This window comes from uncultured Jatrophihabitans sp., from assembly GCF_964246335.1.
Taxonomy (GTDB): domain Bacteria; phylum Actinomycetota; class Actinomycetes; order Mycobacteriales; family Jatrophihabitantaceae; genus Jatrophihabitans.
This window is the reverse complement of the sequence record NZ_CAXTQF010000014.1, coordinates 1-26,446: the sequence shown is the minus strand read 5'-3', so window position 1 is coordinate 26,446 and position 26,446 is coordinate 1. Positions and strand designations below refer to the sequence as shown.

The following is a 26,446-nucleotide window of genomic DNA, read 5'->3' as shown; positions in this document are numbered from 1 at the left end:
CGACTGACCTCCGGAAGGTCAGCGCACCGCGATCCCGGCGGCGCGTAGGTCGGCCTTGACCTCGGACACCCCGAACGCGCCGAAGTGGAACACGCTCGCGGCGAGGACTGCGTCGGCACCGGCGCGGACCGCCGGCGCGAAGTGCTCGACACGGCCCGCCCCACCGCTCGCGATAACCGGTACCGCCACCGCAGTGCGGGCCAGCTCGATGAGCTCCAGGTCGAAGCCGTCACGCGTGCCGTCGGCATCCATCGAGTTCAGCAGGATCTCGCCCGCGCCGAGGTCGGCGGCCCGGGTGATCCAGTCGAGCGCGTCGATGCCGGTGCCCTGCCGCCCGCCGTGCGTGGTGACCTCGAACCCGCTCGGCGTCGCGTCCTGCTCCAGCGGTACGCGGCGCACGTCCGCGGACAGCACGAGCACCTGGTTGCCGAAACGCTGCGCGATCTCGCGGATCAGCTGCGGCCGTGCGACGGCTGCCGTGTTGACGCCCACCTTGTCGGCGCCCGCGCGCAGCAGCGCGTCGACGTCGGCCACGCTGCGCACCCCGCCGCCGACGGTGAGCGGGATGAACACCTGCTCCGCGGTGCGCCGCACGACGTCGTAGGTGGTCTCCCGCCCGCTGGCCGAGGCGGAGATGTCGAGGAACGTCAGCTCGTCGGCACCCTGTTCGTCGTAACGGTGCGCGAGTTCCACCGGGTCCCCGGCATCGCGCAGACCGGTGAAGTTGACGCCCTTCACGACCCGTCCCGCATCGACGTCCAGACACGGGATGACACGGACGGCAAGGCTCACGTCGTCAGTCTGCCAATGCGCCAGGTGAGAGCTGCGCCACAATGGGGCACGGATCGGCACAGAAGCGACAGCTGGAGGCCCCGTGACGGCAGCGAACGTACCGATGGACAAGCCCGCGCAGGAACAGCAGCGGATGACCAGCGCGGACTATCGCGCGGTCCTGGCCGCGACCCTGGGCTGGGCGATGGACAGCTTCGACTACTTCGTCGTCGTGCTCGTCTACGTCGAGGTCGGGCAGGACTTCCACGCCAGCGCCACCAAGATGGCGTTCCTGACCACGGTCACGCTGATCATGCGACCGTTCGGCGCCGCGCTGTTCGGCGTGTGGGCGGACAAGGTCGGCCGCAAGAAGGCGTTGATGACCGACGTCGGCTTCTACTCCCTGGTCGGGCTCCTGTGCGCGTTCGCCCCCAACTACACGACGCTGCTCGTGCTGCGGTTGCTCTACGGCATCGGGATGGGCGGCGAGTGGGGGCTCGGCGCGTCGCTGTCGATGGAGAAGGTGCCGCCGAAGCGGCGCGGCCTGGTGTCCGGCATCGTGCAGCAGGGTTACGCCATCGGTTACATGCTCGCCGCCGTCGCCTTCTTGCTGATCGACAACCTGACGACGTGGGGGTGGCGCGGGCTGTTCGCGTTCTCGGTGATCCCGGCACTCGTGTCGCTGTTCATCCGGGCGCGCGTCACCGAGTCCGAGGTGTGGCAGGAGACGCGCAAGAACGTCGAGCGGAACCGGACGTCGATCTGGTCGATCCTGCGCGAGCCGAAGGTGCTGCGCCGGTTCGGCTACCTGGTGCTGCTGATGACGGCGTTCAACTGGCTCAGCCACGGCACGCAGGACATCTACCCGACCTTCATGAAGAAGGGTCTCGGTTTCTCGGAGAACACCGCGCTGTACGTCGCGATTCTCTACAACGTCGGCGCGTTGATCGGCGGCACGCTGATGGGTGCTGCGTCCGAGCGCTTCGGCCGCCGCGCCATCGTCGTCTTCTGCGCCGTGCTCGGGCTGCCCGTGTTGCCGTTGTTCGCGGCGTCGCACACGTTGGGACTCGTCTGTCTCGGCTCGTTCCTGATGCAGTTCCTCGTCCAGGGTGCGTGGGGCGTGATCCCCGCCCACCTCACCGAGCTGTCGCCGGCGGAGATCCGCGGCTTCTATCCCGGCGTCACCTACCAGCTCGGCAACTGTCTCGCCGCGTTCAATCTGCCGATCCAGGAGAACCTCGCGGCCTCGCACAGCTACACGTTCGCGCTCGTCGTGACGATGATCCCGGTGCTGGTGGCCGTCGCCGTCCTCGCGGCGCTGGGGAAGGAGGCGCGCGGGGGTCAGCTCTCGCGCGGCGAGGTACCCGCCGACCGCCAAGCGGCACTCACCTGACCGCCACCCGACGGTACGCGGGCAGCTCCCGTCGAGGACCTTCTTGCATGCCGGGATGACCACTTCCAGTGGCTGAAACTGGTCATCTCGAACCGGGAGATGACGATCGGCCCGTCCCGAAGGCGGTTGCGCAGCAGTTTCGGCGCGGCGCGCTCGGCGAGTCCCGCGCGCGCCCGTGCAACCCCGGGCGCTGCTCGAACCGTTCTCCTGGTTCCAGATGACCATTTTTCGCCGCTGAAAGTGGTCATTCCGGCATGCAAGAAGGAATTCCCGGCGACGGAGCGGACGGTCAGCGGACGGCGGCGAGCGCCTCGGGGAGCGTGAACTCGCCGGCGTAGAGCGCCTTGCCAACGATCGCGCCCTCGACGGTGCCCAGGGATGCGATCGCCCGCAGGTCGTCGAGCGACGACACGCCCCCGCTGGCGACCACTGCCGCGTCGGTGGCCGCGCAGACGTCGCGCAGCAGGTCGAGGTTCGGTCCGGTGAGCGTGCCGTCCTTGTGCACGTCGGTGACGACGTAGCGGGCGCAGCCGTCGGCGTCGAGGCGGGCGAGGGTCTCCCACAGATCGCCGCCGTCGCGGGTCCAGCCGCGCGCGGCCAGCGTGATGCCCCGCACGTCCAGGCCGACCGCGATCTTGTCGCCGTACTGCGCGATGGCACGACGCACCCAGTCCGGAGACTCCAGCGCCGCAGTGCCCAGGTTGACCCGCGCCGCGCCGGTGGCGAGTGCGGCCGCGAGCGACGCGTCGTCGCGGATGCCGCCGGACAGCTCCACCCGCACATCGAGCTGCCCGGTCATGTCGGCGAGCAGCTCACGGTTGTCGCCCCGACCGAACGCGGCGTCCAGGTCCACCAGGTGGATCCACTCGGCACCGCCGCGCTGCCAGGCCAGCGCGGCGTCCAGCGGCGGTCCGTACGCCGTCTCGGTGCCGGCCGCGCCCTGCACGAGGCGCACCGCGGCGCCGCCGGCGACGTCCACGGCCGGCAGCAGGGTCAACGTCACCGTCGGCTCCGATCCATGAACAGCGAGACGAGCACGGGCAGGCAGATCAACAATGCGAGCACGGCACCGATCACGTCGACGACCGACCCGGTGACGACGTAGACGACGATCAGCACGAGGAACGCGACGACCGTGAGGGCACCCCACTGCTCGCGGCGGCGGTGGAACCCGGGGCCGTGCTGCCACAGTCGCAGCCGCCGCCAGCGCAGGCGGCGGGCCTCCCGGCGTTCACGGACACGGGCGAGGCGGCGCTGCTCGTCGCGGGCGGCGGCCGCGCGCTGCTGCGCCGCCCGCTCGCGCGCTGCGCGTGCCTGCTGACGTTGCTTGCTCACAGCGCGCCCAGCCAGTTCTCGAGCAGGGTGGCGCCGGCGTCGCCGGACTTCTCCGGGTGGAACTGCGTGGCGCTGACCAGCCCGTCCTCCACCGCCGACACGAACGGTTCGCCGTGCACCGTCGTTGACACCAGACCGGACGTGTGGTGCACGGCGTAGGAGTGCACGAAGTAGAAGCGGGTGTCCGCGGCCATCCCGGCGAACAGCTTGGAGCCCGCGCACATCTGCACGGTGTTCCAGCCCATGTGCGGACGGATCGGCGCGCGCAGCGCCTCGACGCGCCCGGGCAGCACGCTGAGGCCGTCGGTCTCGACGCCGTGCTCGACGCCCTCGCCGAAGAGCACCTGCATGCCGACGCAGATGCCGAGCAGCGGGCGCAGCGCGGCGAGCCGCTGCGCGACGATCGCCGCGCCGTCGATCGCGGCAAGACCGGTCATGCACGCGGCGAACGCCCCGACGCCGGGGACGACCAAACCGTCCGCCTCGACCGCGGCGTGGGCATCGGATGTCACCGACACCTCGGCGCCGACGCGTTCGAAGGCGCGCTGCGCCGAACGCAGATTGCCCGACCCGTAGTCGAGCACGACGACTCGCTTCATGCGCATCTCATTCGAGGTCCCCGCGGAATCGTGGAGTGTTCTGTGCGGAGCGATTTCGTGGGGTGACTAGAGCACGCCTTTGGTCGACGGCACGCCCTGCACGCGCGGGTCGATCTCCACGGCAGCGCGCAACGCCCGGGCGACTGCCTTGTACTGCGCCTCGGTGATGTGATGCCAGTCGCGCCCGGCCTGCACGGTGACGTGCAGTGCGACGGCCGCGTGGTGCACGAACGACTCGAAGACGTGCCGCGTCAAGGTCGTGGCGTAGGCGGCATTGCCGGCGCCGATGTAGTGCGGCGCCCCGGCCGGCTCGTTGTGCACGAGGTACGGCCGGCCCGAGACGTCGACCGCGGCGACCACCAAGCACTCATCCATCGGGATCATCGCGTCGCCGAAGCGCCGGATGCCGGACTTGTCGCCCGCCGCCTGCGCGAACGCCTGGCCGAGCGCGATGGCGGCGTCCTCGACGGTGTGGTGCGCGTCGATGTGCAGGTCGCCGTCCACGTGCACGGTGAGGTCGAACAATCCGTGCTTGCCGAACGCCGCGAGCATGTGGTCGAAGAAGCCGACGCCGGTGGCGATGTCGGTGCGACCGCTGCCGTCGAGGTCGAGCGCGACCTCGATCTTCGTCTCGCTCGTCTGCCGCTCGATGCGCGCGGTGCGCGACGTGTTCGTCATGCCGGGACCTCCTCCAAGACTGCGTCCAGGGCGGTGCGGAACGTGGCCATCTCGGCGCTGGTGCCGATCGAGACGCGCAACCAGCCGTCCGGTCCGGTCTCGCGGATCAGCACGCCATGGTCGAGCAGACCCTGCCACACCGCATGCCGGTCCCGAAACGTGCCGAACAGCACGAAGTTGGCGTCGGAGTCCGCGACGTCGTGCCCCCGCGTGCGCAGCCAGGCGACGGTGCGATCGCGCTCGGCACGCAGCTCGCCGACCGCCGAGAGCAACTCGCCGGCGTGGGCGAGCGCCACTCGTGCGACGGCCTGAGTGATGGCCGACAGGTGGTAGGGCAGCCGCACGATGCGCACCGCGTCCACCACCGCCGGCGACGCCGCCAGGTAGCCCAGCCGGCCGCCGGCGAACGCGAACGCCTTGGACATAGTGCGGGTGACGACCAGGCGCGGGTGGTCGGCGAGCAGCGTCAACGCGCTCGGCACCGCGTCGCGGCGGAACTCGCCGTAGGCCTCGTCGACGACCACCACGCCGGGCGCGGCGTCGGCCAGCGCCGCGATCTCGGACAGCGGCAGCGCAGTGCCGGTGGGGTTGTTCGGCGACGCGAGGAAGACGACGGAGGGTTGTTGCGCCGCCACCAGCTCCAGCGACCGCGGCACGTCGATGGTGAAGTCGTCGGCGCGGCGGCCGAGCAGCCAGCGGGTGTGCGTGTCACGGGCGTACTCGGGATACATCGAGTAGGTGGGCGCGAACGACACCGCGGTGCGCCCGGGGCCGCCGAACGCCTGCAGCAGCTGGAGCATGATCTCGTTCGAGCCGTTGGCCGCCCACACCTGGTCGACGCCTAGCGCTACGCCGGATTCGCGTCGAAGGTAGGCGGCCAGGTCGCTGCGCAGCGCCATCGCCTCGCGGTCCGGGTAGCGGTTGACACCGCGCGCAGCCTCGGCGGCGGCAGCGCCGATCCGCGACGCCAGCTCGTCGCTCGGCGGGTACGGGTTCTCGTTCGTGTTCAGCGCGACGGCGACGTCGAGCTGCGGCGCGCCGTACGGCAGCTCGCCGCGCAGCTCGTCGCGCAGCGGCAACGCGTCGAGCGCGCCGGACAGGTCGGTCATCGACCCGTGCGCACGGCCACGGCGGCACCGTGGGCCGGCAGGTCCTCCGCGTCGGCCAGCGCGATCACGTGCGGCGCGACCTCGGCCAGCGCGGCGTGGTCGTACTCGACGAGGTGCACGCCCTTGAGGAACGACTGCACGGACAGGCCGGACGAGTGCCGGGCGGCGCACCCGGTCGGCAGCACGTGGTTGGACCCCGCGCAGTAGTCGCCGAGCGACACCGGCGCGTTCGCGCCGACGAAGATGCAGCCGGCGTTGCGCACGCGCTCGGCCCACGACCGGGCGTCGCGGGTGATGACCTCGAGGTGCTCCGCGGCGTAGGCGTCCACCACGGCGAGGCCCTGCTCGAGGTCGCGGACGAGCACGAGCGCCGACTGCTCGCCGGTCAGTGCGGTACGCACCCGCTCGACGTGCTTGGTGAGCGCGACCTGGCGTTGCACCTCGTCGTCGACGGCGTCGGCCAGCTCTGCCGAATCGGTGATCAACACGGACGCGGCGAGCGTGTCGTGCTCGGCCTGGCTGATCAGGTCCGCGGCGACGTGCACCGGGTCTGCGGAATCGTCGGCGAGCACCGCGATCTCGGTCGGGCCGGCCTCGGCGTCGATGCCCACGACGCTGCGCACCAGACGCTTCGCCGCGGTGACGTAGACGTTGCCGGGTCCGGTGACGAGGTCGACGGGCTCGATACCGTGCCCGACGTCGCCTGCGTGCACATCGCCTGCCCGCACATCGCCTGCCTGCACATCGCCATAGGCGGCGAGCGCGATCGCTTGTGCACCACCCGCGGCGTAGACCTCGTCGACCCCGAGGAGCGCGCACGCTGCCAGGATCGTCGGGTGCGGTCGGCCGTCGAACTCCTTCTGCGGCGGGGTGAACACGGCGATCGACTCGACGCCGGCCTCCTGCGCCGGCACGACGTTCATCACCACACTCGACGGGTACACGGCCAGGCCGCCGGGCACGTAGAGCCCGACGCGGCGCATCGGCACCCACTTCTCGCTGACCCGGCCGCCCGGGACGACCTGGACGTCGACCGTCTCGCGACGCTGCTGCGCGTGCACGATGCGAGCCCGGCGGATCGACTCGGTCAGCGCAGCGCGCACGTCGGGGTCGAGCGCCTCGAGCGCGCGGGCGAGATCGTCGTGCGGCACCCGCGGCTCAATGACGTCGACACCGTCGAAGCGCAGCGTCGCCTCGCGTACCGCGGCATAACCACGCTCGGCCACCGCGTCCACCACCGGCGCCACGGCGTCGGTCGCGGCGCGCACGTCGATCCGCGCGCGTGGCAGGACACGACGCAGATCGGTGACCTCGGCTCCGGCGAGGTCCAGGCGGCGCAGCACCCCGCCAGTCTACGGAGCACGGCGGCTACGGTTGGCCGGTGAGCGTCGTGGTCCCGATGTTCCCGCTGAGCCATGTGCTGCTGCCCGGCATGCCGCTGCCGCTGCACGTGTTCGAGCAGCGGTACCGCGACATGCTCGCCGACATCGGCGCCGCGCAGACGGGCACCGGGGCGTTCGGCGTCGTGTCGCTGCGCAGCGGCACCGAAGCCCGCCAACGGCACACCGGGGACGGGCCGCCCGACGTCGAGCCCATCGGCACGCTCGCCGAGATCCTGGAGATCGAGACGGCCGACGACGGCAGCGCCGACCTGTTGTGCGTCGGCAGCCGGCGTTTCACCGTGCACCGCCTGATCACCGACGGCGCGGAGTACCTGCGCGCCGAGGTGGACTACCTCGACGAGGACGACGGCGATCTGCGCGACGGCGTCGACGTGCGCGCCCGTGAGCTGCTCGGTGTCTACGACGAGATCCTGCAGCGGTTGGCCGGCCGCGCGACCGGCAGTGAGCTGCCCACCGACGCGAGCCAGCTGTCGTACCAGATCGCCGCCCGCCTGCCGCTGGGTCCGATCGAGCGACAGCAGCTGCTCGCCGACCCGACGACCGCCGCGCGTCTTGCGCGCGTGGGCCGGTTACTGCGGCGGGAGATCGCCCTGCTGCGCGGGACCCGCAGCATCGCCGTGTCCCCCGCCGTACTGCGGATGTCCGCCGGGGTGAACTGAGGGCGCCGGCCCGGGCACAGCCACACCGCGGGCCGCCACGAGACGGTCCCGGACAGGATCCGGCCGGCCCAGATCGTCCTGCGTCGCGAACGCGACGAGCAGCCCGTAGACCAGCGCAGACACCGCTGCCTCGACCACGACCAGGCCGCTCATGTGCAACGAGAGCGGCACGTGGTCGGTCAACCGGTAGCTGCCCCCGGTCACAGTGACCAGACGCCCGGTGGCACTGCCGCCACCGGCAAGCCACCCGACGAGCTGGGTCAGCGCGGCGCCGGCCAGGCCGCCCGCGACCAGCCCGGCGGTGACCGCGACGCCGCGGCGCGCGGGCAGCACGAGGTATGCGCCCACCGCGGCGAGCAGACCGACCACGGCGGTCAGCACCAGATAGCGGCCGTCGCCGGCGATGAACCCCTCGGTCTCGTCCACGATGAACTTGCCCCCGCCGAGAACCTGGGCGGCGGGCCGCGTCGGCGTCCACTGCGCCCAGACAAACCCCAGGACGGCGCCGATGACCGCAAGCACCAGCACGATCACCAGGCCCGCGAGCAGGTCACGACCGGTGCTGCGCTGCGCACGCGGCATCACCGGTTCCGCGGGAACGTACGCGGTGTCGGCGCTCACCGTGCCGCGCCGGCGCCGTGGCCGAACGCAGAGCCGAGCAGCATGTGCAGCTCGTCGACGCGCGCCGCGGGCACCGCGCGGTCGACGTCGAAGTCACGCAGCAGCCCGAGCGTCTCCTTGCGGCGCCGACCGACCAACCGGAACCCCAGCAACGGCAGCGTGAGGCGGTGCGACGGCAGACCCAGCCGACGCAGCTCGCCGAAGACGTCGCGCTGTGTGTCGCCGACAAGATGGGCCAGCCGCTGCGCCGTCGGTCCGTACGTGTTCACCGCAGTGAGCCGGCGCAGGACCGCCATGAGCACCCAGCGGACGAACAGCACGATCAGCGCGACCAGCCCCACCAGGACGGCCAGCACCGTGACGTGCGTGAACACCTGCAGCAGCACCGCGACGATCACCAGTGCGAGCGCCACGAGGTAGAGCGTTGTGCTGACCGATTCGGCGATCACCCGGCCGACGAGGTACCGCGCCAGCGCCCAACGGCTGGCCGGCGTGCCCTGCCGGTACGCGCCCACCGGCGGGCCGTCGGCGCTCGCCCAGACGGGCTCGTCCGGGACTGCAGGCTGCATACCGGTCAGGCTACCGACGCGCCCGGTGGCCCACCTGTGCGACGGGCCGCCGGGCGCAGCGGATCAGTCGCCGAGCCGTTCCTCCGTCTCAGGGTGGAATGCGTGCTCCTCGCTCGTGCGGACGTCCACCTGGATGACCTCGCCGATGCGCGGCGGCACCCGGCCGTCGAAGCGGACGATGTAGTTCTTCTCGTCCGGGCCCTGGCCCTCGATCGAGCCGTACACGAACGCGTCGGCGCCGAGCTCCTCGACCAGCTTGACCTCGATCTTCAAGCCGGACGCGGTGCCGCTGCCACCGGCCTGCGTCGTCTGGAACGACTCCGGCCGCACGCCGAGGATGATCTCGGACAGACCCTCGGCGCGGGCGGCCTGCGCGACGCTGTCCTGCAAAGGCAGCACGATGTTGCCCAGCTGCGCCCCACCGTCGACGAGCTTGGCCCGCCGCAGGTTCATGGCGGGCGAGCCGATGAACCCGGCGACGAACGCGTTGCGCGGCCGCTCGTACAGCGCGCGCGGCGTGTCGACCTGCTGCAGGAAGCCGCCTTCCTTGAGGATCGCGACGCGGTCCCCCATGGTCATCGCCTCGACCTGGTCGTGCGTGACGTAGAGCGTGGTGGTCTTCAGCCGCGCCTGCAGCTGCGCGATGTTCGAGCGGGTCTCGACGCGCAGCTTCGCGTCCAGGTTGGACAGCGGCTCGTCCATCAGGAACACCGACGGCTCGCGAACGATCGCGCGGCCCATCGCGACGCGCTGGCGCTGGCCGCCGGACAGCGCCTTCGGCTTGCGGTCGAGGTAGTCGGTGAGGTTGAGCAGCCGCGCCGCCTCGGCGACCTTCTTCTCGCGCTCCTCCTTGCCGATGCCGGCGAGCTTCAGCGCGAAGCCCATGTTCTCGCGCACCGACATGTGCGGGTACAGCGCGTAGGACTGGAACACCATGGCGATGTCGCGGTCCTTGGGCGGTTTCTGCGAGACGGGCTCGCCGCCGATGCGGATCTCGCCGGACGTCACGTCCTCGAGGCCGGCGAGCATGCGCAGCGCCGTCGACTTGCCCGAACCGGACGGCCCGACCAGAACCATGAACTCACCGTCGGCGATCTGGAGGTCGAGCGCGTTGACCGACGGTTCGGGATTGCCCGCGTACTGGCATGTGGCCTGGGCATAACTGACTTCAGCCATTGGGGAGACCCCCTCGCGACCGGTGTGAGTGACCGCGCCGGTTACGGACGGACCAGCAGCGCTGGCAAGGCGTTGCTCGACCGTCTCACGGATTTCCGGCCGACGAACGTGGGCCCGCTCCACCAGTCACAAGAGCGGCGTCGTCGACCGGCGTTGCGGCAGACAGTGACATAGAACACTGCACGTCGGGCGCCGTCAACGATCTCCGGCGGGCTCGCGGCGAGCGGTCAGCTCGCGGACCTCGCCGTAGCGCTCGCGCACCCACGGCGTCGGGGACGCCTCGAAACGGGTGGTCGCGCGCCGCCCCCACGCCGGTGGCCGCTCACCGCCGGCGAGCACCCACGCGGCCTGCCGCGCGGCGCCGCCGGCGACGTACTCATCGCTGTCCGGCACGTCGACCGGGATGCCGAGCACAGCCGGCGCGATCTCGCGCACCGCCTGCGAACGCGCGCCGCCGCCCACGAGCAATGCGCGACCGACCTCGACACCAGCAGCACGCAACGCGTCGAAACCGTCGGCCAGGCCGCAGAGCATGCCCTCGACGGCGGCGCGCGCGAGGTGCGCGGCGTCGGTGTTGTCGTGGCGCAGTCCGTGCACGGCGGCGCTGGCGTCCGGCCGGTCCGGTGTCCGCTCACCATCGAAGTACGGCACCATGACCAGCCCGTCCGCACCTGCCGGGCAGCCGAGCGCCAGGCGCGACAGCTCGTCGAGCGAGACACCGAGCAGCCGCGCCGTGCTGTCCAGGACCTTGGCCGCGTTCAGCGTGCAGACGAGCGGCAGGAAGCGCCCGGTCGCGTCGGCGAAGCCCGCGATGGCGCCCGTCGGGTCGGCGGTCGGGATGTCGCTGACGGCGCTGACCACGCCCGACGTGCCGAGCGACACGATCGCATCGCCGCGCTCGGCGCCGAGTCCGAGCGCGGCAGCGGCGTTGTCCCCCGACCCCGGGCCGAGCACGACATCGCCCGGGCCGCGGCCCGCGTCGTCGGCCGGGCCGAGCACCGTCGGCAGCTGCGGCTCGTGGCCGAACGCCTGGCGCAGCAGGTCGGTGCGGTAGGCGTTCTCGCGCGGCGACCAGTAGCCGGTGCCGCTCGCGTCGCCGCGATCGGTGACGAGCTCGCCGAGGTCCCCGCGACCGGCCAGCTGCCAGGTGAGCCAGTCGTGCGGCAGGCACACCGCCGCGGTGCGCGCCGCGTTGTCCGGCTCGTTGCGCGCCAGCCAACGCAGTTTCGCGATGGTGAACGACGCCAACGGCACCGAACCGACCGCCGACGCCCAGGCGGCGGCACCGCCGTCGAGCTCGGCGACCAGGTCATGGGCGGCGCCGGCTGATCGGGTGTCGTTCCACAGCAGCGCGTCGCGCACGACGGCACCCGACTCGTCCAGACACACCATGCCGTGTTGCTGGCCGCCGACGGCGAGGGCCGCGACGTCGTCGAGACCGCCGGCCGCCTCGAGCGCACTGCGCAGCGCGTCCCACCATGCCTGCGGGTCCACCGACGTGCCCGGCGGGTGTTGAGCCGACCCGGCACGGCGCATCTCACCGGTTTCGGCGTCGCGGACTACGACCTTGCACGACTGTGTCGAGGAGTCGACACCGGCGACCAGGGTCACGGAGCCTCCGTCTCGTCCAGCAGCGCGCGGGCCAGAGCCGAGTGCGTCACGAGGCTGTTGACCAGTCCGGCGCGCACCGCGGCCGCGACCACCGGCGCCTTGCCCGGCCCATATGCGACGCCGAGCACCGTGCGGATGGCCGACAGCGTGTCCGACGTCAGTCCGATGACCCGCTTGCTCAACGGGCTCGCCACCGGGCGCCCCTGCGCGTCGATGAAGGCACCGGAGATCTCGCCGATCGTGCCCAACGACGATGCCTCCCGGCGAGCGCGGTCCTCGACGTGGTCGAAGACGGTCGACAGCCCCGCGCGCCAGGCGCCGATGCCGACCACCGCAACGGTGACGGTCCGGGCGAGTTCCATCGCCCGCGAGACATCGGGTTGACGGCGGACCACCCGGGCGGAGGCCAGGTCGGGGGTGACGAGCGGTGCGTAGAAGACGTGCGGCGTACCACCGCCGGCCCGCGCCACGCGGCGCACGCCGTCGATGATGTCGCTGCCGTCCGGGTCCTCGAGCGCGCCGGTCAACTGCACGACCGGGCAGGGCGCGAGCCGGCCGACCTCGCGGTACATGCTCTTGAGCGAGCGCGCCCAGGCCAGACCCAGCACGTCGCCGTCGGTGACGGTGTCGCGCAGCACGTCGCCGGCCATCCGGCCGAGCATGCGGCGCAGCATGATCGGGTCGTCCTCGGGCACGTCGATGACGATTGCGTGCTGCAGCATGAACCGTCGCTGCAGGTCCTCGCACAGCTGCACGTCCACCCGGTCCGGCGCGTTGATCTCGATCTTGACGAGCCCGTCGCGACGCGCGGCATCGAGCAGACGCGCGACCCGGAAGCGGCTCATGCCCAGCTCGTCCGCAATCTCGATCTTCGACTTGTTCTCGAGGTAGAACCGGCGGGCGACCCGCGCCGTCAACACGACCTCGGTAGGTCGATATGCGATGGCGCACCCCCTGCGTGCCGAGACCCGGCCACGACGGAACCGGGGCGCTCACCTGAGCGGACGAGGCATCACCCTTGCACACTGCAGCGGCCGGACGCGCTGTTTCTAGCGGGAATATAACGCCAGCCTGCTCAGATGAGCACGGCAGATCTCATCTGGGCGAATTTCCTTGACACCCCTTCCGGCCGCGGAACAGTCTCGGCGCGTCGTCACGGCGAGATGTACGCCACATTTCGTCCAGACGACACCCACGCCTACGAGGTGCAACCGAGGAAGGGACGAACAGGTGCGGAGCAGAAAGCGTGTTCAGGCCCTCGCCATCGCGGCGAGTGCGCTGACTCTGGCCTCCGGGCTCGCGGCATGCGGTGCCGGGGGCGGCGGATCGAGCGGCCACTCCATCAACGTTCTGATGGTCAACAACCCGCCGATGCTCGAGCTGCAGAAGCTCACAGCGGCGAACTTCACCAAACAGACCGGCATCAAGGTGCACTTCGTGGTCAAGGTCGAGCAGGACATGCGCGACACCGCCTCCACCGAGTTCGCGAACCAGTCCGGCCAGTACGACGTCGCCACGCTGTCGAACTTCGAGATCCCCTACTACGCGAAGGCCGGCTGGATCTCGGACATGGAGGGCATCGCCAAGAGCTCGTCGTTCGACCAGTCCGACATCCTGCCGTCGATGACGAAGGCGCTGTCCTACAACGGCAAGGTCTACGGCGAGCCGTTCTACGGCGAGTCGTCGTTCCTCATGTACCGCAAGGACGTCTTTGCGAAGTTGGGCATCACCGTCCCGCAGGACCCGACGTGGCAGCAGGTCGCACAGTGGGCCGCGAAGGCCGACGGCGCGCAGTCGGGCATGAAGGGCATCTGCCTGCGCGGGCTCGCCGGCTGGGGTGACAACCTCGCGCCGCTGACCACCGTGGTGAACACCTTCGGCGGTACGTGGTTCAACTCCAACTGGCAGGCGCAGGTGAACACGGGCGGTTTCAAGAAGGCCGCGGAGTTCTACGTGAACCTGGTGCGCCAGCACGGCGAGGCCGGCGCGGCGACGTTCAGCTTCCCGCAGTGCCTGAACGCGTTGCAGCAGGGCAAGGTCGCGATGTGGTACGACTCCACCGCAGCAGCAGGTTCGCTCGAGGCCAGCGATTCACCGGTCAAGGGCAAGATCGGCTACGTGTCGGCGCCGCACGACCAGACGGCGCAGTCCGGCTGGCTCTACACGTGGGCATGGGCGATCGAGAAGGCGTCGAAGCACCAGAGCGACGCCGCGAAGTTCGTCAGCTGGGCCTCGAGCAAGAAGTACGAGCAGCTCGTCGCCGACGACACGAAGAACCCCAGTACCGGTGGGCCGACCAACATCCCCGCCGGCAAGCGGACGTCGACGTACTCGAACCCGACCTACCTGAAGGTGGCCTCGGCGTTCGCGACCCCGACGCTCAACTCGATCAAGAACGCGCCGGCTGACAATCCGGGCGTGCAGAAGCGGCCCTACACCGGCATCCAGTTCGTCGGCATCCCGTCGTTCACCGACTTCGGGACGAACTGCGCCAAGTTGTTCAGCAGCGCCATCGCCGGCTCGAGCAGCGTCGACTCGGCGCTGAACAGTTGCCAGAGCCTGGCGCAGGCGGCGGGTCAGAAACAGAAGAAGTAGGCGACGCCCTGAGCTCGCGGGGCCGGCAGCACGCCGGTCCCGCGGGCTCCGCACCCACGCAAGAACCCGGAGGACCATCCGTGAGCAGTGTGGCGGCCGAACAGCAGCAGTTCGTCACGACCGAGAAGACCGAGCAGCGCGCCCCGCGGGCGAAGATCAAAAAGTGGGACAAGGAGTCCTGGGTGCGGCGCGCACCGCTGCTGCCCGCACTCATCTTCCTGATCATCGTCACCCAGTTGCCGTTCGTGGCGACGCTGATCATCTCGTTCATGAACTGGTCGGCACAGCCCGACGCTCCCGGCAAGTCGTTCGCCGGCATCGACAACTTCAAAGAGGTCTTCACCAACGACGACTACCGCAGCGCGGTGCTGACCTCGATCGAGATGACCGTGGCCGTGGTGATCATCGCCGCAGCCCTCGGGTTGGGTGTCGCCCTCCTGCTGAACCGCAAGTTCTTCGGACGCGGCGTCGTGCGAACGATGATGATCGCGCCGTTCCTCATCGTGCCGATCGCAGCAGCGGTCTTTTGGGGCAACGGCATGCTGCAGACAGGCTTCGGCTTGATCGACGGCCTGTTGGGCGAGCTCGGCGTGCACAACGCACAGAACATCTCGTTCCTGACCGACCACCCGAAGATTGCGATCGAGATCGAGCTCATCTGGCAATGGACGCCGTTCATGATGCTGATCCTGCTGGCCGGTCTGCAGTCGCGCGATCCCGAGGTGCTCGAGGCCGCGGCTATGGACGGCGCGAACGGCTGGCAGATGTTCCGCGCAATCACGCTGCCGCACCTGCGCCGCTACCTCGAGCTGTCCGTGGTGCTCGGCACGATCTTCATCGTGCAGAACTTCGACTCGGTGCTCGGCATGACCGCCGGACAGAACTCCACGAACATCCCGTACGAGATCTACCAGGTCTTCTACCAGGACAAGGACTACGGCGCCGCGTCCGCTCTCGGCGTGGTGGTGGTGATCGGCTCGATCATCGTCGCGACGTTCGGGTTGCGCGTGGTGTCGTCCCTGCTGACCGACGAGGGGGCACGATGACCGCCACCACCGCCGTGGACACTGCCAAGGCGCCGGCGGACTCCCGCCGCGAGACGGACGCCGTCAGCCCGAAGGGGCGGTCCGGGCGTCGCGCCACGACCTTCGGAGCCGGCCTGGCGGCCTGGGTGATCGGCGTGATCTTCGTCGTGCCGATCCTCTACATGCTGCTGACGTCGCTGCATGCACCGGACAAGGCGCAGACCTACCCGCCGTCGTGGACCGCTCCCCTCACTGGCGCGAACTACTCGAACCTGTTCCAGGATCCGGGCAACATCACGCCAGCAATGATCAACTCGCTGCAGGCGAGCGTCATCTCGACGATCCTGGTGCTGCTGCTGGCGATCCCCGCCGCCTACGCGCTGGCGATCCGCCCGGTACGCAAGTGGACCGACGTCATGTTCTTCTTCCTGTCGACGAAGATGTTGCCGCCGGTCGCCGGCATCCTGCCGATCTACCTGTTCACCACCAAGGTGATCGACCTGCCGGACAACATCGTCGTGCTGATCATCCTGTACACGTCGATGAACCTGCCGATCGCGGTGTGGATGATGCGCTCGTTCCTCATCGAGGTCCCCATCGCGATCATCGAGGCGGCACAGCTCGACGGCGCTTCCACGACCATGATCCTGCGCAAGATCATTGCGCCGATCGCCATGCCCGGTATCGCCGCGACCTCGCTGATCTGCTTCATCTTCTCGTGGAACGAGCAGCTGTTCGCCAAGGTGCTCACCAGCGTCAACGCACAGACGGCACCTGTGTTCGTCACCACGCTGATCCAGACCGAGCACTCGTTCCTCGGTCAGCTGTGCGCCGGAGCGGTCGTCGTGTCGTTGCCTGTGCTGCTCGCCGGGTTCGCCGCGCAGGACAAGCTGGTGCAGGGCCTCTCGCTCGGAGCGGTCAAGTGAAGGCCGCCGTCGTGCAGCGCGTCGGGGAGGTCGAAGTCACGACCGTCGACGACCCGACGCCGGGACCGCGCGACGTCGTCGTCGCCGTCGACGCGTGCGGGTTGTGCGGCACGGACCTGCACATCGTGCAGGGCGAGTTCGCGCCCACGCTGCCGGTCATTCCCGGCCACGAGTTCGCCGGTGTGGTCACCGCCGTGGGCACCGACGCGGGTGAAATACCGAATGCGCCACGCGAGGGCGATCGCGTGGCGGTCGACCCTTCGCTGTACTGCCACGAGTGCCACTACTGCCGGCTCGGGCACAACAACCTCTGCGAGCGGTGGGGCGCCATCGGCGTGTCCACCAGCGGTGGCGCTGCCGAGTACGTCGCGGTGCCCGCGGCCAACTGCGTCAAGCTGCCCGACCACATCGCGACCCGCGACGCCGCGCTCGTCGAACCGCTGTCGTGCGCCGTACGCGGCTACGACGTGCTGCGCAGCCAGCTCGGGTCACACGTGTTGCTCTACGGCGCCGGCACGATGGGCCTGATGATGCTCGCGCTGGCCCAGCGCACCGGGGCGGTGTCGGTCGACGTCGTTGACACCAACCCGGACCGGCTCTCGCTCGCCGCGTCGCTGGGTGCGAGCACGACCGTGAGTTCCGCCGACGAGGTCGAGCGGCCGTACGGCTGGGAGCTCGTCGTGGACGCCACCGGCAATGCCCGGGCCATCCAGGACGGTCTCGATCGCGTCGGCGCCGGCGGCACGTTCCTGCAGTTCGGCGTGTCCGACTACGCGGCGCGCGCGACAATAGAGCCGTACAAGATCTACAACAAGGAGATCACGATCACCGGTTCGATGGCCGTGCTGCACTCCTACGAACGCGCCGCCGACCTGTTCGCCGCCGGCGTCATCGACCCGGAGTTCTTCATCACCGACCGGATGAGCCTCGACGACTACCCGGCGGCGCTGGACGCGTTCCGCGGCGGCAAGGGTCTGAAGACGCAGGTCCTGCCGTCGTCCTGAGCGGCGCGCTCAGGCAGAGATCGCGGTCGGCCCGAGCAGTGCCTTGAGATCGCCCATCAGCGCGGCGGACGGCGTCACCCGGTGTTCCAGGATGACCCCGGGACTGTTGCGGCTGAGCAGCGTCAGGTGCACCTCGGTGGTGCCGGGGTGGGTCACCAGCACGTCCTTGAGCCGGCTCACCAACGGCGGCGTGCAGCGGGTGGCGTCGAGGCGCAGCTGCACGGGGCCGCGCGGCGCGCCGCCGCCGGTGGTGTCGAGGACTGCCATGTCGCTGGCGATCAGCTTGACGGTGTCCTCGCGCGCGTCGGTGCGTCCCTTGATAGTGACGACGGCGTCCTCGGCGATGGACAGCGCCACCTGGGCGTAGGTTGCCGGGAAGAACATGACCTCGATGGAGCCCTCGAGGTCTTCGAGGATCACCTGCGCCCACGGCGCCCCTGCCTTGGTGACCCGCCGGTTCACCGAGGAGATGATGCCGGCCAGGGTGAGCGTCTGCGGCTCCCCGGCGCCTTCTGCCTGCGCGGCAGGGATGGTGACGTCGCCGGCGTTGCCCAGGATGTGCTCGAGGCCGTACAGCGGATGGTCGGAGACGTACAGGCCGAGCATCTCGCGCTCGAACTGCAGCAGCACCTTTTTGTCCCACTCGCCCTCGGGGACGCGTACCGCGAAGACGTCGTCGGCCGCGGGCCCGTCATCGGCCGCGCCGAACGCCGCGAAGAGGTCGAACTGGCCGTTCGCCTCGTTGCGCTTGACGTCGATCACCGAGTCGACCGCGCTCTCGAAGCAGTTCATCAGACCCTTGCGGGTGTGGGCGAGCGAGTCGAAGGCGCCACCCTTGATGAGTCCCTCGATCGTGCGCTTGTTGCACACCGTCGCGTCGACCTTCTTGAGGAAGTCGCCGAAGTCGGTGAACAGCCCCTTGAGCCCGCGGGTGGCGACCACCGACGCCACGACGTTCGCGCCGACGTTGCGAATGGCGGTCAACCCGAATCGCACGTCCGTCCCCCGCGGAGTGAAGTCCGCATCGGACTCGTTGACGCACGGCGGCAACACCTTGATGCCCATCCGCCGGCACTCGGCGAGGTAGATCGCCGACTTGTCCTTGTCGTCACGCACCGACGTCAGCAGGGCGGCCATGTACTCGGCCGGGTAGTTCGCCTTGAGGTAGGCGGTCCAGTACGAGACCAGCCCGTACGCGGCCGAGTGCGCCTTGTTGAACGCGTAGTCCGAGAACGGCAGCAGGATCTCCCACAGCGTCTTGATCGCGGCGGCGGAATAGCCGCGCTCCTTCATGCCCGCCTCGAACCCGGCGTACTGCTTGTCCAGCTCGGACTTCTTCTTCTTGCCCATGGCGCGGCGCAGGATGTCCGCCTGGCCGAGACTGAACCCGGCGACCTGCTGCGCGATGGCCATGACCTGCTCCTGGTAGACGATCAGGCCGTACGTGTCGCCGAGGATGTCGTGCAGCGGAGCTTCGAGCTCGGGATGGATGGGCACCACCGGTTTGCGGTTGTTCTTGCGGTCCGCGTACTCGTTGTGCGAGTTCGCGCCCATCGGACCCGGTCGGTACAACGCGCCGACCGCGGAAATGTCCTCGAAGTTGTCGGGGCGCATCGAGCGGAGCAGGGCGCGCATCGGGCCGCCGTCGAGCTGGAACACGCCCAGCGTGTCCCCGCGGCTGAGCAACTCGTAGGTGGCGCGGTTGTCGAGCTCGAGATCCTCGAGCACGACGGTCTCGCCGCGGTTCGCCTCGATGTTGCGCAGCGCGTCGTCGAGGATGGTCAGGTTGCGCAGCCCGAGGAAGTCCATCTTGATCAGGCCGAGCTTCTCGCAGGTCGGGTAGTCGAACTGCGTGATGATCGCGCCGTCCTGCTCGCGCTTCATGATCGGGATGAGATCGAGCAGCGGGTCGGAGCTCATGATCACGCCGGCGGCGTGCACGCCCCACTGCCGCTTGAGCCCCTCTAGTCCCTTGGCCTCGTCGACGACCTTCTTGACCTCGACGTCGGACTCGTAGAGCGAGCGGAACTCGCCGCCCTCGTTGAAGCGCGCGTGCTCCTTGTCGAAGATGCTCGCCAGCGGCACGTCCTTGCCCATGACCGGCGGCGGCATCACCTTGGTGATCCGCTCCCCCATGGCGAACGGGTAGCCGAGCACCCGGCCGGCGTCCTTGACCGCCTGCTTGGCCTTGATCGTGCCGTAGGTGACGATCTGCGCGACGCGGTCGTCGCCGTACTTCTCGCTGACGTAGCGGATGACCTCACCGCGACGGCGCTCGTCGAAGTCGACGTCGAAGTCGGGCATCGAGACGCGGTCCGGGTTCAGGAACCGCTCGAAGATCAGCCCGTGTTCGAGCGGGTTGAGGTCGGTGATGCGCATGGCGTACGCGACGACCGATCCCGCGCCCGAGCCGCGGCCCGGGCCGACGCGGATGCCGTTGTCCTTGGCCCAGTTGATGAAGTCCGCGACGACGAGGAAGTAGCCGGGGAAGTTCATCGACTTGATGACGCCGACCTCGTACTCGGCCTGCCGGGCGATGTCGTCGGGGATGCCGTTCGGGAACCGGCGGGCGAGGCCGCCGGCGACCGCCTTCTCGAACCAGCTGTGCTCTGTCTCGCCGTCGGGCACCGGGAAGCGCGGCATGTACGTGCCGTTGCCCTCGGTGAAGCTGACCTCGCAGCGTTCGGCGATCAACAGCGTGTTGTCGCAGGCCTCGCGCAGGTCGTACTTGTCGGCCCACAGCGAGCGCATCTCGGCCGGGCTCTTGAGGTAGAAGTCGCGCGCGTCGAACTTGAACCGGTTGGCGTCGGCCATGGTTTTGCCGGACTGGACGCACAGCAGGATCTCGTGGGTGTCGGCGTCCTCGGCATGCGTGTAGTGCAGGTCGTTGGTGGCGACCATCGGCAGGGCGAGGTCCTTGGCCAGGCGCAGCAGGTCGTCGCGTACCCGGGTCTCGATGCCCAGCCCGTGGTCCATCAGCTCGAGGAAGTAGTTGTCCTTGCCGAAGATGTCGCGGAACTCGGCCGCGCTGGCGCGGGCCTTCGGGTAGTCGCCGATGCGCAGCCACGTCTGGATCTCGCCCGACGGGCAGCCGGTGGTGGCGATCAGCCCGTCGGCGTACTCCGCGAGCAGCTCGCGGTCGGCGCGCGGCTTGTAGAAGAAACCCTCGATGCTGCTGCGCGAGGACAACCGGAACAGGTTGTGCATTCCGGCGGTGTTCTGCGCCAGCAGTGTCATGTGCGTGAACGCGCCACCGCCGGAGACGTCGTCCTCGCCGCCGCTGGCCCAGCGCACCCGGGTGCGCTCGCTGCGGTGCGTGCCGGGCGTGACGTAGGCCTCCATGCCGATGATCGGCTTGACGCCGGCTGCGGTGGCCTTGGCGTAGAAGTCCTGCGCGCCGAAGACGTTGCCGTGATCGGTCATCGCCAGCGCCGGCATGCCCATCCGGGCGGCCTCGGCGAACAGTTCGGTGAGCCGGGCGGCACCGTCGAGCATCGAGTACTCGGTGTGCACGTGCAGATGCACGAACTGATCGGTGCTGCCAGCTGTCACGGTGTGCGCCACTCCCTACCAACGGACGTCGATTCAAGCACCACGCACCGACGTCGGTGGCGAACCTCCACCGCGAGTCTCTCGACCTCAGGTCGAGACCCGCCGCGGTGCCGCCGGATCAGTGCCGGATCCGGACCGGTGTGCCCACGTCGGCCCAGTGGTACAGGTGCGCGATCGTGGCCAGCGGCAGGTGGACGCAGCCGTGCGAACCCTTCGTCCGGTACTTCTGGCTGCCGAACGGCATCTTCTGCCAGCCGGCGTCGTGGAAGCCGAACAGCGGGCCCTGGAAGGGGATCCAGTACTTGACCCGGTACTGCTGCCCGCCGAGCAGCGTGAGCGTGCGGTTACGGTCCTTCTGCTGGACCTCGAAGGTGCCGGTCGGCGTGGAGTCGTAGGGCAAATCGACGGCGCCGGAGGTCACCGGGCTGTCGAACGTCGAGCGGGCGCCCTGGCATAGCCACAGGTGCTGCTGGGACACGTCGACGAGCACCAGCTTGGCTCGCCGGTTGCTCGCACAGGCCGCGGGCACAAGAGCCTTGGTCGGCGAGGCGGGCGCGCGGGTCGTGGGCGCGGACGTGGCGGGTGCCGAGGTGACGGGTGCCGTCGCGTGCTGTGCTGCCGGACGAGCCGCCTGCGTCTGCTGGGTCTGCGCGGCGCACGAGGTGAGCAGCGCCGCGGCGCCGAGACCGGCTGCGACGACGGCGAGGCGGAACGGCACGCGACGATTCTAGGTGACGGCGCGCTTGGTACCGGCCCGTCGCGGCAGTGGAGATCGACTGACCGCGCGCAGGCGGTGCCAACCGCTTCGGCAGGATGGCGCCCATGGACGTCTCCGCGCTCATCGACGAGCTGCGCCCCCACCTGAACGGCGCGCTCGTCGCCACGGATTTCGACGGCACGCTCTCACCGCTGCAGCGCGACCCGGAGGACTCCCGGTCGTTGCCCGGGGCCGTCGAGGCGCTGACCGCGCTGGCGCACTGTGGCGCGGCCGTCGCTGTGATCACCGGACGTGACGCGCGCACCGTCGTCCGGCTCGGCGAGCTGGCCGACATCCCCGGGCTGGTGGTCGCCGGCGTGTACGGCGCGGAGACCTGGACCGGCGGGGAGCTGTCGACGCCCGACACGCCCGAGGCGATTCTCGCGCTGCGCGAGCGGCTGCCACAGGCCCTGGGCGACGCCGACCCGCAAGTCTGGGTCGAGGACAAGCGCCTGTCCCTGGTGGTGCACGCGCGCCGGGCCGCCGACCCCGATCAGGCACTCGCCGACGTCACCGGCGAGGTGTCCTCGCTCGCCGACGAGCTCGGGCTCGAGGTGCATCCGGGCAGTGGCGTGCTCGAGCTGCGCCTGCCCGATTTCGACAAGGCAAGTGCGCTGTCGAGCCTGGCCGAGGGCCACAACACGGTGCTGTTCCTCGGCGACGACCTCGGCGACCTGCCGGCCTTTGCGCGCGTCCGCGAACTCCGCGAATCCGGTCTGCACGGCTACAGCGTCGGTGTGCGCTCGTCCGGCGCCGAGGGCATCGCCGACGCCGTCGACGTGCTGGTCGACGACCCGCAGGCCGTCGTCGATTTGCTGACCGACCTGGGCCGCTGACAGTCGGCGCCCCGTCGAACCGGAATCGTGACCGTATTGATCTTGAATCGAGGCGCCCTCAGTCAGCGCAGGGCGTCGAGCTGGGCGCGGAACCACTGGGTGGGCGGCAGCCGGACGGCCGCGTCGCGCATCCGGCGCGCCCGCGGCGCCCGCTCGTCCTGCGGCAGTGTCAGGGCCTGGTGCAAGGCCTCGGCCGTCGCCGTCACGTCGAAGGGGTTGACGACAAATGCGTCGTCGCCGAGCACCTCGGCCGCGCCGATCTCGCGCGAGACCACGACGGCGGGCGAGCGCTCGGAGAGCACCAGCGTCTCCAGGACAACCAGGTTCATCCCGTCCCGCACGGAGTTGACGAACACCACGTCGGCGCGTCGCATGATCGCCAGTCCGGTCGGGTAGTCGTCGCCGATGTCGAAGACGAGCGGCGTCCACTCGTCGGTGGCGAACTCGTCGTCGATCTCCTCCGCCAGCCGCTCGATCCGCGCGGTGTACTCGCGGTAGGCCGGCAGGTCCTCGCGGGACGGGTTGTTGTAGACGGCGTGCACGACGCGCCCACGCCAGTCGGGGCGGGTGCGCAGCAACTCCCGGTAGGCCAGCAGTCCGCGGTAGACGTTCTTGGACAGCTCGGTGCGGTCGACCCGGCCGATGAGCGGGCGGTCGCCGACGATCTCGTTGAGCACCCGCAGTTCGCTGTCGACGATGCGGCGGTCGCCGAGGCGCGCCATCTCCTCGGGGTCGGTGCCGAGGGGGAACACCGCCACGCCACTGGCAACGCTGTCGTCCTTGCCGGTGACCTCGCGCGCCGTCTCGGCGAACAGGTCCGCCCAGCGCTGCGTGTGGAAGCCGATCACGTCGGCGCCCAGCATGCCGTCGACGAGCGCGTACGAGACGTCGTCGGGCAGCATCGTGAAGTAATCGGCCGACACCCACGGCGTGTGCGTGAAGATCGAGATCTTGAGATCGGGACGCCGGTCACGCAACATCCGCGGCACGAGGAACAGGTGGTAGTCCTGCACCATCACCGTGGCACCTTGCGCCGCAGCGTCGGCGAGTGCGTTGGCGAACGCCTCGTTGAAGCGCACGTAGCTCGCCCACTCGCGCCGCCAGCGGGCGTCGAACACCGGCTGCGTCGGCAGGTCGTACAACCGGTGCAGCACGAACCACAGCGTCGAGTTGGCGATCGAGTTGTAGGCGTTGCGGAAGGTCTGCGCGTCGATCGCCAGCATGTTCACGTCGAACTCGCCGCCGAGCGCCTCGGCCACCTGCGGCAACTCCGAGATCCTGCCCTCGGGCGCCTGCCGGGCCAGCGCCCGCTCACGGTCATTGAGCGCGGCGCACACCCAGACCGCGTCCGGTGACTCGGACAGCGCCGCCTGCATCCCGGAGACCAGGCCGCCACCGCCGCGAGTGACCTTGTCGTCGCCGTCCTCCACCGGGACCACGGTCAGCGGACCCCGGTTCGAGGCAACGAGCAGATGGGCGGAACCGGCGGAGCTCATACGCACCTGCCTACCCGCTGCCGGGGCGCTTCGACCACGTCAGGATTCGGAACGTAGGACGTCCAGCGCGTGCGCCAGGTCAGCCGGCAGCGGGGCCGAGACCCGCAGCTCCACCCCGGTGGCGGGGTGCCCGAACGCCAGCTCGCGTGCGTGCAGCCACTGCCGCTGCAGCCCGAGGTGCGCGGCCAGCGTCGGATCCGCGCCGTAGGTCAGGTCACCGACGCACGGGTGCCGCACGGCGGCCATGTGCACCCGGATCTGGTGGGTCCGGCCGGTCTCGAGGCGGATGTCGAGCAGTGTCGCCGCGCGAAACGCCTCCTCGGTGGCGTAGTGCGTGACGCTCGGCCGCCCGTCAGCGACGACGGCGAACTTGTAGTCCGCGCCGGGGTGCCGACCGATCGGCGCGTCGATCGTGCCGCTCGTCGGATCGGGATGCCCTTGGACGAGAGCGCTGTAGCGCTTGTCGACGGTGCGCGCCTTGAACGCCCGCTTCAGCTCGGAGTAGGCGTGCTCGCTCTTCGCGACGACCATCGCGCCGGTCGTGCCGGCGTCCAGCCGGTGGACGATGCCCTGACGCTCCGCCGCGCCGGACGTCGACAGCCGGTAGCCCATCGCGGCCAGGCCCTGCGTCACCGTCGGTCCGGCCCAGCCGGGACTCGGATGCGCAGCGACGCCCACCGGCTTGGCCACGACGACGAGGTCGTCGTCGTCGTGCAGCACGACCAGACCGTCGACCGCCCGCGGCTCGGCAGGCGCGGCCGGCTCGGGCATCTCGACCTCGAGCCATGCGTCGGCCGGCACACGCGCACTCCGGGCCGGCTGCTCGCCGTCGAGGCTCACTCGCCCCGCGTCGACCAATTCCGCGGCGGTGGTCCGGGAGAACCCGAACAGCCGCGAGAGAGCGACGTCCAGGCGCAGACCGGCGAGCCCGTCGGGCACCGGAACCCGCCGAAGGTCGGTCATGCCGGGCCGCGTCTGGGGCGCTCGCCGTCGAGTTCGACGCCGAAGATTGCGAGCACCGCGGCGAGCACCGCGCCGCACACGATCGCCGAGTCGGCGAGGTTGAAGATCGGCCAGTGCTTCCCGTACGCACCGAACAGGCTGATCCAGTCGACGACGCGCCCGCGCAGGAAGCCCGGTGAGCGGAACACCCGGTCGGTCAGGTTGCCCAGCGCCCCGCCGAGGATCAGGCCCAGCGAGATCGCCCAGCCGATCGAGCGCAGCCGCTGGGCGAAACGGACGATGAGCACCACGACGACCAGCGCGACGATCGTCAGCACGATCGTGAAACCGGCGCCGAGAGAGAACGCCGCTCCCGAGTTGCGGGCCTGGTCGAGGTAGAAGACGCCGCCGAGCACGCGCACCGGAGCGTGACCGACGCTGTGCTCCGACGGTTCCGGCAGATCCCGCACGACGAGGAACTTGGACACCACGTCGAGCGCGAGCGCCACCACGGCGACCGCCCCGAACAGCACGAGGCGGCTGCGGCGCGGCGGTACCGGCGTAGCCGGGGCATCGTCACGGTCCGCGTCGGTCTCGGTGTTGGGCTGCGCCGCGTTGCCGTCCGGCGTCACTGCTCGATCACGAGGCCATTGTCCAACAGGACCGGTCAGCGACGCTCCTCGCGCTGCTTGCAGGCGACGTCCAGCGTCGCCGCCGGGAACGCCTTGAGCCGCGCCTTGGGGATCGGCCGGCCACAGCTCTCGCAATAGCCGTAGGTGCCGGTATCGATGCGATCGATCGCGTGCTCGGTCTGCGTCATGAGATCGAAGCGGTTCGCGGCGATGGATTGCTCCTGCTCACGCTCGAACGTCTTGCTGCCGGCGTCGGCCTGGTCGTCGCCTGCTCCGTCGGTGCTGGAGCGCTGCAGGTCGTCCAGATCCTGCATGGACACCGAGTACGCGCTCTGCATCTCGGTGAGCTCGTCGACGAGTTGCTGGCGGACTTCGGCGAGCTCTTCCTTCGTCCAGTCAGAGCCGGCCGGGACGGCAACGATCTGCTCGGCGGTTACCTTCTTCGCCGGGGCCTTCTTGGCCGGCGGCGCCTCGGTGGCCGCCGGGAACGGCGTCTCCGGTGGGGTGGACGGAGTCGAGGTCGCGGCCGTGGAGGGCACGCCAGCCGGCGGCGACGACTTCGCCGGCGCGGGCGCAGCGGTTTCCACGACCGGCTTTGCGACGCCCTCCGTGGCCGCGGTCTTCGTCGCCGCGGTCTTCGTGGCCGCGGTCTTCGTCGCCGCGGTCTTCGTGGCCGCGGTCTTCGTGGCCGCGGTCTTCGTCGCCGCGGTCTTCGTCGCCGCGGTCTTCGTCGCCGCGGTCTTCGTCGCCGCGGTCT

The 26,446-nt window shown here is 70.0% G+C and carries 26 protein-coding genes; 8 read left to right on the top strand and 18 right to left on the bottom strand.

Annotated features, from left to right (window positions below; translation table 11 throughout):
• Nucleotides 1-18 precede the first annotated feature (18 nt).
• Complete coding sequence (gene hisF / locus ACFFCN_RS06400; protein ID WP_375490310.1) at nt 19-792, bottom strand: imidazole glycerol phosphate synthase subunit HisF; 774 nt, start codon at nt 790-792, stop codon at nt 19-21.
• A 103-nt stretch (nt 793-895) separates the two neighbouring features.
• On the opposite strand from hisF, the gene ACFFCN_RS06395 reads away from it, so the two are divergent.
• On the top strand, nt 896-2,164 hold the full coding sequence (locus tag ACFFCN_RS06395; RefSeq protein ID WP_375490349.1) for an MFS transporter: 1,269 nt from the start codon (nt 896-898) through the stop codon (nt 2,162-2,164).
• A gap of 289 nt (nt 2,165-2,453) precedes the next feature.
• Here ACFFCN_RS06395 and priA read toward each other — a convergent pair whose 3' ends face one another.
• From priA to hisD, 6 genes are all read right to left on the bottom strand, one after another.
• Nucleotides 2,454-3,167, bottom strand: coding sequence for a bifunctional 1-(5-phosphoribosyl)-5-((5-phosphoribosylamino)methylideneamino)imidazole-4-carboxamide isomerase/phosphoribosylanthranilate isomerase PriA (gene priA / locus ACFFCN_RS06390; protein ID WP_375490309.1), 714 nt, complete (start codon nt 3,165-3,167; stop codon nt 2,454-2,456).
• On the bottom strand, nt 3,164-3,499 hold the full coding sequence (locus tag ACFFCN_RS06385) for a hypothetical protein (RefSeq protein WP_375490308.1): 336 nt from the start codon (nt 3,497-3,499) through the stop codon (nt 3,164-3,166). Before ACFFCN_RS06385 ends, priA begins: the two co-directional genes overlap by 4 nt.
• Nucleotides 3,496-4,098 (bottom strand): imidazole glycerol phosphate synthase subunit HisH, encoded by a 603-nt coding sequence (gene hisH / locus ACFFCN_RS06380; protein WP_375490307.1) that lies wholly within the window; start codon nt 4,096-4,098, stop codon nt 3,496-3,498. Before hisH ends, ACFFCN_RS06385 begins: the two co-directional genes overlap by 4 nt.
• A 66-nt stretch (nt 4,099-4,164) precedes the next feature.
• Nucleotides 4,165-4,776 carry an imidazoleglycerol-phosphate dehydratase HisB gene (hisB, locus tag ACFFCN_RS06375; protein WP_375490306.1) on the bottom strand — a complete coding sequence of 204 codons (612 nt, stop codon included), beginning with the start codon at nt 4,774-4,776 and terminating at the stop codon, nt 4,165-4,167.
• Complete coding sequence (locus tag ACFFCN_RS06370; protein ID WP_375490305.1) at nt 4,773-5,885, bottom strand: histidinol-phosphate transaminase; 1,113 nt, start codon at nt 5,883-5,885, stop codon at nt 4,773-4,775. Before ACFFCN_RS06370 ends, hisB begins: the two co-directional genes overlap by 4 nt.
• The gene (gene hisD, locus ACFFCN_RS06365; RefSeq protein WP_375490304.1) at nt 5,882-7,228 is read right to left on the bottom strand and encodes a histidinol dehydrogenase; all 1,347 of its coding nucleotides are present in this window, start codon (nt 7,226-7,228) and stop codon (nt 5,882-5,884) included. The genes ACFFCN_RS06370 and hisD overlap by 4 nt, the downstream gene beginning before the upstream one ends.
• A gap of 38 nt (nt 7,229-7,266) precedes the next feature.
• On the opposite strand from hisD, the gene ACFFCN_RS06360 reads away from it, so the two are divergent.
• Nucleotides 7,267-7,947 carry an LON peptidase substrate-binding domain-containing protein gene (locus ACFFCN_RS06360; RefSeq protein ID WP_375490303.1) on the top strand — a complete coding sequence of 227 codons (681 nt, stop codon included), beginning with the start codon at nt 7,267-7,269 and terminating at the stop codon, nt 7,945-7,947.
• Here the strand turns inward: ACFFCN_RS06360 and ACFFCN_RS06355 are convergent.
• The 5 genes from ACFFCN_RS06355 to ACFFCN_RS06335 all read right to left on the bottom strand — a co-directional run bounded on the left by ACFFCN_RS06355 (nt 7,858) and on the right by ACFFCN_RS06335 (nt 12,841).
• On the bottom strand, nt 7,858-8,568 hold the full coding sequence (locus ACFFCN_RS06355; protein ID WP_375490302.1) for a hypothetical protein: 711 nt from the start codon (nt 8,566-8,568) through the stop codon (nt 7,858-7,860). The two genes, ACFFCN_RS06360 and ACFFCN_RS06355, sit on opposite strands and share 90 nt — an antisense overlap.
• Nucleotides 8,565-9,137, bottom strand: coding sequence for a hypothetical protein (locus tag ACFFCN_RS06350; protein WP_375490301.1), 573 nt, complete (start codon nt 9,135-9,137; stop codon nt 8,565-8,567). The genes ACFFCN_RS06355 and ACFFCN_RS06350 overlap by 4 nt, the downstream gene beginning before the upstream one ends.
• 63 nt (nt 9,138-9,200) lie before the next feature.
• Nucleotides 9,201-10,313 carry an ABC transporter ATP-binding protein gene (locus ACFFCN_RS06345; protein WP_375490300.1) on the bottom strand — a complete coding sequence of 371 codons (1,113 nt, stop codon included), beginning with the start codon at nt 10,311-10,313 and terminating at the stop codon, nt 9,201-9,203.
• Nucleotides 10,314-10,508: 195 nt separating this feature from the next.
• Complete coding sequence (gene xylB, locus ACFFCN_RS06340) at nt 10,509-11,924, bottom strand: xylulokinase (RefSeq protein ID WP_375490299.1); 1,416 nt, start codon at nt 11,922-11,924, stop codon at nt 10,509-10,511.
• The gene (locus tag ACFFCN_RS06335) at nt 11,921-12,841 is read right to left on the bottom strand and encodes a sugar-binding transcriptional regulator (RefSeq protein WP_375490298.1); all 921 of its coding nucleotides are present in this window, start codon (nt 12,839-12,841) and stop codon (nt 11,921-11,923) included. The genes xylB and ACFFCN_RS06335 overlap by 4 nt, the downstream gene beginning before the upstream one ends.
• Nucleotides 12,842-13,154: 313 nt before the next feature.
• Between ACFFCN_RS06335 and ACFFCN_RS06330 the strand changes: the two genes are divergently transcribed.
• The 4 genes from ACFFCN_RS06330 to ACFFCN_RS06315 all read left to right on the top strand — a co-directional run bounded on the left by ACFFCN_RS06330 (nt 13,155) and on the right by ACFFCN_RS06315 (nt 17,474).
• Nucleotides 13,155-14,519: an ABC transporter substrate-binding protein gene (locus tag ACFFCN_RS06330; protein WP_375490297.1), complete on the top strand. Its 1,365-nt coding sequence runs from the start codon at nt 13,155-13,157 to the stop codon at nt 14,517-14,519.
• A gap of 80 nt (nt 14,520-14,599) precedes the next feature.
• Nucleotides 14,600-15,565, top strand: coding sequence for a carbohydrate ABC transporter permease (locus tag ACFFCN_RS06325; protein ID WP_375490296.1), 966 nt, complete (start codon nt 14,600-14,602; stop codon nt 15,563-15,565).
• On the top strand, nt 15,562-16,470 hold the full coding sequence (locus ACFFCN_RS06320; RefSeq protein WP_375490295.1) for a carbohydrate ABC transporter permease: 909 nt from the start codon (nt 15,562-15,564) through the stop codon (nt 16,468-16,470). The genes ACFFCN_RS06325 and ACFFCN_RS06320 overlap by 4 nt, the downstream gene beginning before the upstream one ends.
• Nucleotides 16,467-17,474 carry a zinc-dependent alcohol dehydrogenase family protein gene (locus ACFFCN_RS06315; RefSeq protein WP_375490294.1) on the top strand — a complete coding sequence of 336 codons (1,008 nt, stop codon included), beginning with the start codon at nt 16,467-16,469 and terminating at the stop codon, nt 17,472-17,474. The genes ACFFCN_RS06320 and ACFFCN_RS06315 overlap by 4 nt, the downstream gene beginning before the upstream one ends.
• A 9-nt stretch (nt 17,475-17,483) precedes the next feature.
• On the opposite strand, the gene dnaE is transcribed toward ACFFCN_RS06315, so the two are convergent.
• Both dnaE and ACFFCN_RS06305 read right to left on the bottom strand, forming a co-directional pair.
• The gene (gene dnaE, locus ACFFCN_RS06310; protein ID WP_375490293.1) at nt 17,484-21,026 is read right to left on the bottom strand and encodes a DNA polymerase III subunit alpha; all 3,543 of its coding nucleotides are present in this window, start codon (nt 21,024-21,026) and stop codon (nt 17,484-17,486) included.
• Between the two features lie 118 nt (nt 21,027-21,144).
• Nucleotides 21,145-21,744 (bottom strand): L,D-transpeptidase, encoded by a 600-nt coding sequence (locus ACFFCN_RS06305; RefSeq protein ID WP_375490292.1) that lies wholly within the window; start codon nt 21,742-21,744, stop codon nt 21,145-21,147.
• 104 nt (nt 21,745-21,848) lie between these two features.
• Between ACFFCN_RS06305 and otsB the strand changes: the two genes are divergently transcribed.
• A complete protein-coding gene (gene otsB / locus ACFFCN_RS06300; protein WP_375490291.1) occupies nt 21,849-22,619 on the top strand; it encodes a trehalose-phosphatase in 771 nt (256 codons plus the stop codon).
• Nucleotides 22,620-22,681: 62 nt separating this feature from the next.
• On the opposite strand, the gene ACFFCN_RS06295 is transcribed toward otsB, so the two are convergent.
• Genes ACFFCN_RS06295 through ACFFCN_RS06280 form a run of 4 tightly spaced genes read right to left on the bottom strand, consistent with a single transcriptional unit; the run spans nt 22,682 to nt 26,228 of the window.
• Nucleotides 22,682-24,115 (bottom strand): trehalose-6-phosphate synthase, encoded by a 1,434-nt coding sequence (locus tag ACFFCN_RS06295; RefSeq protein ID WP_375490290.1) that lies wholly within the window; start codon nt 24,113-24,115, stop codon nt 22,682-22,684.
• Between the two features lie 39 nt (nt 24,116-24,154).
• Nucleotides 24,155-25,078 carry an RluA family pseudouridine synthase gene (locus tag ACFFCN_RS06290; protein WP_375490289.1) on the bottom strand — a complete coding sequence of 308 codons (924 nt, stop codon included), beginning with the start codon at nt 25,076-25,078 and terminating at the stop codon, nt 24,155-24,157.
• Nucleotides 25,075-25,689, bottom strand: coding sequence for a signal peptidase II (gene lspA, locus ACFFCN_RS06285; protein ID WP_375490288.1), 615 nt, complete (start codon nt 25,687-25,689; stop codon nt 25,075-25,077). Before lspA ends, ACFFCN_RS06290 begins: the two co-directional genes overlap by 4 nt.
• Nucleotides 25,690-25,724: 35 nt before the next feature.
• Entirely contained in the window at nt 25,725-26,228 is a 504-nt protein-coding gene (locus tag ACFFCN_RS06280; protein ID WP_375490287.1) for a TraR/DksA family transcriptional regulator, read from the bottom strand.
• Between ACFFCN_RS06280 and ACFFCN_RS06275 the strand changes: the two genes are divergently transcribed.
• The coding region (locus ACFFCN_RS06275) for a hypothetical protein (protein WP_375490286.1) at nt 26,218-26,446 on the top strand (229 nt) is incomplete at its 3' end. The genes ACFFCN_RS06280 and ACFFCN_RS06275 overlap by 11 nt on opposite strands.